Annotated in this window: 5 protein-coding genes; 3 read left to right on the forward strand and 2 right to left on the reverse strand. The window is 75.8% G+C overall.

The window, feature by feature from the left end; all coding sequences use genetic code 11:
* Window positions 1-94 precede the first annotated feature (94 nt).
* The gene (locus tag ACFU95_RS43590) at window positions 95-571 is read right to left on the reverse strand and encodes a hypothetical protein (protein ID WP_383840860.1); all 477 of its coding nucleotides are present in this window, start codon (window positions 569-571) and stop codon (window positions 95-97) included.
* Window positions 568-1,713, reverse strand: a complete 1,146-nt coding sequence (locus ACFU95_RS43595) for a GNAT family N-acetyltransferase (protein ID WP_383840862.1) — start codon at window positions 1,711-1,713, stop codon at window positions 568-570. The genes ACFU95_RS43590 and ACFU95_RS43595 overlap by 4 nt, the downstream gene beginning before the upstream one ends.
* Window positions 1,714-1,864: 151 nt before the next feature.
* Between ACFU95_RS43595 and ACFU95_RS43600 the strand changes: the two genes are divergently transcribed.
* From ACFU95_RS43600 to ACFU95_RS43610, 3 genes are all read left to right on the forward strand, one after another.
* Window positions 1,865-2,998 (forward strand): hypothetical protein, encoded by a 1,134-nt coding sequence (locus ACFU95_RS43600; protein WP_383840865.1) that lies wholly within the window; start codon window positions 1,865-1,867, stop codon window positions 2,996-2,998.
* A gap of 199 nt (window positions 2,999-3,197) precedes the next feature.
* Entirely contained in the window at window positions 3,198-4,649 is a 1,452-nt protein-coding gene (locus ACFU95_RS43605) for a hypothetical protein (RefSeq protein WP_383840867.1), read from the forward strand.
* Window positions 4,650-4,942: 293 nt separating this feature from the next.
* Window positions 4,943-5,443 (forward strand): hypothetical protein, encoded by a 501-nt coding sequence (locus ACFU95_RS43610; protein WP_383840870.1) that lies wholly within the window; start codon window positions 4,943-4,945, stop codon window positions 5,441-5,443.
* Window positions 5,444-5,541 lie beyond the last annotated feature (98 nt).

Genomic DNA, 5,541 nt, shown 5'->3' on the forward strand with positions numbered 1-5,541 from the left:
GGCCCGGTGAGTCCATGGCCGCGGGCGCCGACGAGATCCGTCTCGTCGGCGCCCACGCGGTGGCGGAACAGGTGTGAGGCAACCCGGCGGCCGTCTACGACGTGCGGACGCCGCCCGGGGCCAGCGACTTCTCGGCGTCGCGGACGAAACGCTCCAGCTCCGCGGACCCGACCGCGTAGGGGCAGTACTCGCGCCGGATGCGTTCCAGGGCCTCCTCTGCGGTCACCCCGCCCACCGCGATGTCCAGGCAGGCCAGGGCCGCCCCGGTCCGCCCGTGCCCGCCGAAGCACGCGACCTCCAGCGTGGCACCGCCCCGCACCTCCCCGGCCAGCTCCTGGACCCGGGTGAGGAGCAGCCCCGCCTCCACGGGTGCCTCAAGACGGGGCCAGAACACGAAGTACGGCCGACGGGCGTCCGCCTCGCCGTTCCAGCGCTCGTCCAGGTAGAGGCCGAAGTCGGCCGGCTCGGCGTGCGGCGCGTGCAGGCGGCGCTCCGCGCTGTCCAGCGAGGTGCCCCACACCGTGAGGTCACCGACCCGGTAACGGGTCCTCCAGTGGCGGTCCTTCTTCATATCGTCCTGCCTTCCTCTCGCGTCGCGTCGGTGTCTGCCGGGCTCTCGGGGGACCCGGCGGATCCCGGGATCCAGAAGCCGGCCGTGTGGTGTTCCTCCGGGCCGAAAGCCGCCTTGAACTTCGTCACCGAGGTGCCGGGATAGGTGTCTCCCATGTGGAGGGTCCGGGCGCCGCGCGCGCAGGCGTCCCTGACCAGCAGGTACACCAGATAGGCGGGGGCCCGGGTCCGCGCGGCGCCCGCCTTGTCCATGGCCGCCTGCCAGTAGACGACCTGGGGGCCGTGGTGCAGGGCCAGAGCCGCGGCGACGGGCTGCCCCTCGTACGACGCCAGCCAGACCCGGCAGTCGTCCCCCAGGTGCCGCGCCACGGCGGTGAACTTGGCCAGGGGATTCTTCTCCCGGACCCGGCGCAGCGTCTCCTCGGGCGCCCTGTCCGACTGCTCGGCCCAGCGGACGGCCGACAGCTCGAACAGCCGGTAGAACTCGGGTACGAGCCGCCCCGTGCCGTCCTGCGTCACGGACAGGCCCGCCCGTTCGGCACGCCGCACGGACCAGCGGGTCCGCTGGCCGAAGCGGTGCTCCCAGACGTGGTCGAAGCCGCCCCTCAGATCCAGAACCTGGGTCATCCGGGGATTGCGGCGGGTGCCCGGCGGCATCAGCTCCTCCCACATCGGGGCCGACGCGGTGGCCGGGCGCAGGTAGACGTGGTGCGCGGGGAGAGCGGCCAGGTCGCGCAGCACGGTGCGCGCGCGGTCGGCGGTGAGGACCCCCGGCGCCGCGATCACCCCGCCGACCCCCCAGCCCTCCGGCCACGACGCGTACGTGACGCCGCTCTCGTCCGCCGAGCGCACCAGCGGCACGAGCAGCCGGGTGCCGTCCGGCCAGGTGTAGAGGCGCGACGCGTCCTGCCACCCGTTCGCGCACACGGCGTCACGCCAGCCGGCTGTCTGGCTGGGCAGCACGTCCCCGGCCGCTTCGCCGGTCACCTCGCGCCACAGCGGCGTGGGAACGTGCGGCTGGACGCGCACGCCGTGGGCCGGCGGTGGTCGGCTCGGCGTCGGCAGGCCGAGAGCGAGGCGGTGAACCGGTGGACGGCCGGTCGCCGACAACAGAGGAGGGTTCGACGGCTCGGTTTCTGTCATGGGGGCACATCCTGGACGACACCGCTGGGCCCTGGTAAGCAGCCGTTTCGCGCGGTGGAACCGGCCGATGTGGTGGACGGCCGCCGGGGGGCATGGTGGACCGGCCCCGTCCACGCGCCCGTCCCGGCGCCCGCCCCGAGGAGCCGATGCCGTGCCGCCGCAGCCCGCGCCCCGTGCCGACGGCCCCGCCCCGTCGCCGGACCGGACCCAGCTGACCTGGGGCCCGGTCAGCTGGGAGCTGCACAGCCGCGACCCCGCGGAACACCGCTGGTTCACCGAGCACCTGTCGGTCACCGGCGACCACCTGCCCTACGCCGCGCCCCTGCGCTCCTTCCGGATCGAGGTGCGTCCAGGACCGCGCGCCGCATGGCACATCCCGCCGCGTCCGGGCCCCGTCGTCCTCATCCATGACGCCCGCTACCACCGCACCGCCCTCCTGGGCCGGCCGGCCTGGGTCCGGGACGTGGGCGCCGACGCCGTGCCCCACGCCTTCGTACGAAAGGGCCGGGACGACTGGCTGGTCCTGCGTGAGGACCACGGCACGGACCGGCACGGACCGGCGCGGCCGGGCCTTCTGCGGCCCGCCGAGATCCTGGCGGGCGAACTGCTCAACGCGACGCTGGCCGGCCTCGGGGGGACGACCGTCCATGCGTCGGCCGCCCACCGCCCCACCACCGCACCGCACTTGCCGCACGTCAGCCTCTTCAGCGGCCACTCCGGCACGGGCAAGAGCACACTGGCGCTCGCCCTGGCCGCCAGCGGCGGGTCCTTCATCGCGGGGGACCGCAGTGTGCTGCTGCCCGGCCGGGACCGGTGGCACGTCGTGGGCGCCGCGGTCGCCGCGCGCTTCGGCCGGGGCACACTCCGTGCGGCGGGGCACGCCGAACGCGTGGGCGCCGCACCACTCCTGCGGCACGGCGACACGGCATTCGACGCGCTGCCCTCTCCCGCGGCCAAGGCGCTGCTGACGCAGACCGAGTTGCGACGGCTGCTGGAGACCGACACCTCGGCCGGCGGCCCCCTGGCCCGCATCGTCCTGCTACAGCGCAGTACCCGGAAGACACCGACGGTGACGGCCGTTCCCCCCGACGAGGCCGCCGCGATGCTCCAGCCCCACCTCCTCCCCACCTTCGCCCCCTGGTGGGAGCGCTCTTCGGCACCGTCGGACCGGTCCATGACCCGGCTGCCGGTCCCCGCGCTCCTGGTGCGCTGGGACCCCCTCACACACCCGGCCGCCACCGTGCTGCGCCTGATGGACCGGGCCGGCCCATCGCCGAAGACCTGACCGGCAGGGCGCCGACCGGCGCACCGGCCGCTCGATGTGCGTTTCCCGATGCGCGTTTCGCCTTGAGAAACGGCCACTTCAGCCGAGCCGGAGACGTTGCGAGGCTGGAGACCGGGCGCCGTCGACGGCCCCGCCCGACCCCGACCCAGGAGACGAGCGCCGTGAAAGTCCCCGCACACCCCGGACGGCAGGACATGCTGTGACCCCCTGGTCCCGCGCGGACGGTCCGGCGACAGAAGAGCACAGGCGCGCAGCCGGACGGCGACCCCCGTCGCTGTCCGCCGTCTGGACGCTGTCGGCGGCCACCTTGCTCGGTGCGGCAGCCCCCGTCGCAGCGGTCCTGTTGCTCCTGCGGGAGGGCCCGAGCGGCCACTCCCGGGCCTGCCTCGGCTACCTGCTCACGGCATGCTGCGTGGTGTGGTGGTCGGCCCGGACCGTGGGCGGGCTCGCCGTGCCCCGGGCGGCCCGGGCCGTGGACCACGAGGCCAGGCGGTCCGTGCTGACCACGATCGACCGGCTGGCGGACTCCGGCCGGCTGGACCCGGGCGACCGAGTCCTGCGCGACGCCGTGCACGCCGCCGCGGGAGTGGCCATCCGGTGGGAGCCGAAGCCGGGCACGGCGATCGCCCCGGCGGCCCGCCTCCTGCACACCGCGCTCGTCCTGTGCGGAACCTGCCTGGCGCTTGCCTCGGCGCATCCCCCGGCCGGATGGCTCTGCGTCGGCGGGGTCGTCCTGGGCGGGGTCGCCCGCTCATGGCGGCCCGCCCCCGCCGGTGCCGTCTTCGGCCGTGCGCAGTGGCTGGCTCTCGCCGGGCGGACCCGGCGAAGGCCCCTGACGGCCCGGGTGTCGGCCCTCGCCCTCGGCCTGACGGCCTTCCTCACAGCAGGCACCCGCCCGGGTCTCGAAGCCGGCGCGGCCCTGGCCGCCGTCCTGCTGTACCGGACCGCGGCCACCCCCCAGGACACCACGGCACTGCGCCACGGCGTCACCGCGCTGCGACAGGTACGCAGGCTGGTGGCGACGGCCGGCCGCACGCCCGGCGACCGCACGCCCGGCGCGCGCATGACCGTGCGGACGCTGCCCGACGGAGGCGTGCGGATACGCCTGGCCCAGCCCGGCACCTCCGGCACCCCCGGCCGTGACCATGTCACCGAGGTCCGGATGGCTCCCGGCCGGCATGTGCGGCTCACCACGGCGCGTGACAGCACGGACGTACTGCGCCACCTGATGGTGGCCGGCGGCGGCCAGGCACCCGGCGACACCGTGCCCGTGCTGCTGGTCCCGCCCGACCCGCTGCGCCTGGGCTTCGCCTCCCTGGCCGACAACGTCACCCTGGGCGGCGCTCCGGAGGACCGCGCCCAGCCGCCGTCGGACGACGTGACCAAGCTCGCGGCCGGCCTCTCCCGTGGCCGGCGGACCGTCCTGTCCGCGCAGTACGCGCGAGGAGAGGAACTCGACGAGTCCGGCTGGGCCGTCGTGACCGCCGCACGTGTCGCCGCCCGGCTGCCGGCCGGCCCCGTCCTGGTGTGTCTCGCGGCGGACCCGGACCCGGCACTGGCGCGGGTCCTGGAGCGCGCCCGGAACACCGGAGCCTGCGTCCTGCAATTGGAGCCCGCCCCCCTCACCGTCGCCGCATCGGAGACCGCATGAGCCACCCCGACACGGCGTCCCGGCCCGGGGCCCGCCGCGAAAATCCCGCTGGTCCCGCGACGCCCGGCTCGCACCCGGCACGCCGAGAGCACGCTCCCCCACCCTCGAACCGAGCTTCGCACGGCTCGGGCGGGCGGTACCCCCACGACGCCGCGGGGTCCGCCCCTCGGGCGGACGACGGGACTGTCGCAGCAGGCCCCGGGCCGCGCGCCTTCCTCGCCTCGGCCGGATCCCTGGCCGCGACCGCCGCCGGAGCCTCCCTGGGCTGGTGGACCGGCCATGCCGCACCGGGCTTGCCCGCGACAGTGCTGGGACTGGCCCTGTCCCTGTGGTGTCTGGGCAGTGCCTGGCGTTGCCCGGGCCGTGCCCGGCTGCCGGGCTTCGCCCTGGACCGGGCCGTCCGGCTCGCCACGGCACTCAGCGTCCACCCTGCCATGGCCCTCGCCCTGCTGCCCCTGTGCCTGCCCTTCCCGCCGCCCGCCGCATCCCGCACGGGCTTGACCGGCGAAGCCGCCGACGCCTCCCGGGCGATCCGCCGGATCGTCCGCGTCGCCGTCGAGCCGGCCGGCTGGCCGGAGCTGACCGGGTGGCGGGTGATGCCGCTGCTCCTGGACCACCACCAACGGCACGCGAGCACGGTGGCGTCCGCGACCGCCCGCGATGTGCCGCGCACCCGGCTCCCCGTCCTGGCCGCTCTCCTGCTGACGGCCGTGGCGGCGTGGGCCGTCCCCGGGGTCACGCTCACGCAGGCCCAGGCGGTCATGCTGGCGGTCGCGGTCGTCACGGCGGTGTGAGACACCCCGTTACCTTCTAGACGGCCCCGATCTTGGGGCTCCCGGCCTTCTGGCCCGGCATGACTTTTGCCCCCTGTCGACCATGACCCGGGGGGTGG

This window comes from Streptomyces sp. NPDC057623 (genome assembly GCF_042800355.1).
GTDB lineage: Bacteria > Actinomycetota > Actinomycetes > Streptomycetales > Streptomycetaceae > Streptomyces.

Excerpts from the sequence above, each read along its gene's own strand:
- ACFU95_RS43590 (WP_383840860.1), bottom strand. The coding sequence starts at position 571 with ATGAAGAAGGACCGCCACTGGAGGACCCGTTACCGGGTCGGTGACCTC.
- ACFU95_RS43595 (WP_383840862.1), bottom strand. The coding sequence starts at position 1,713 with ATGACAGAAACCGAGCCGTCGAACCCTCCTCTGTTGTCGGCGACCGGC.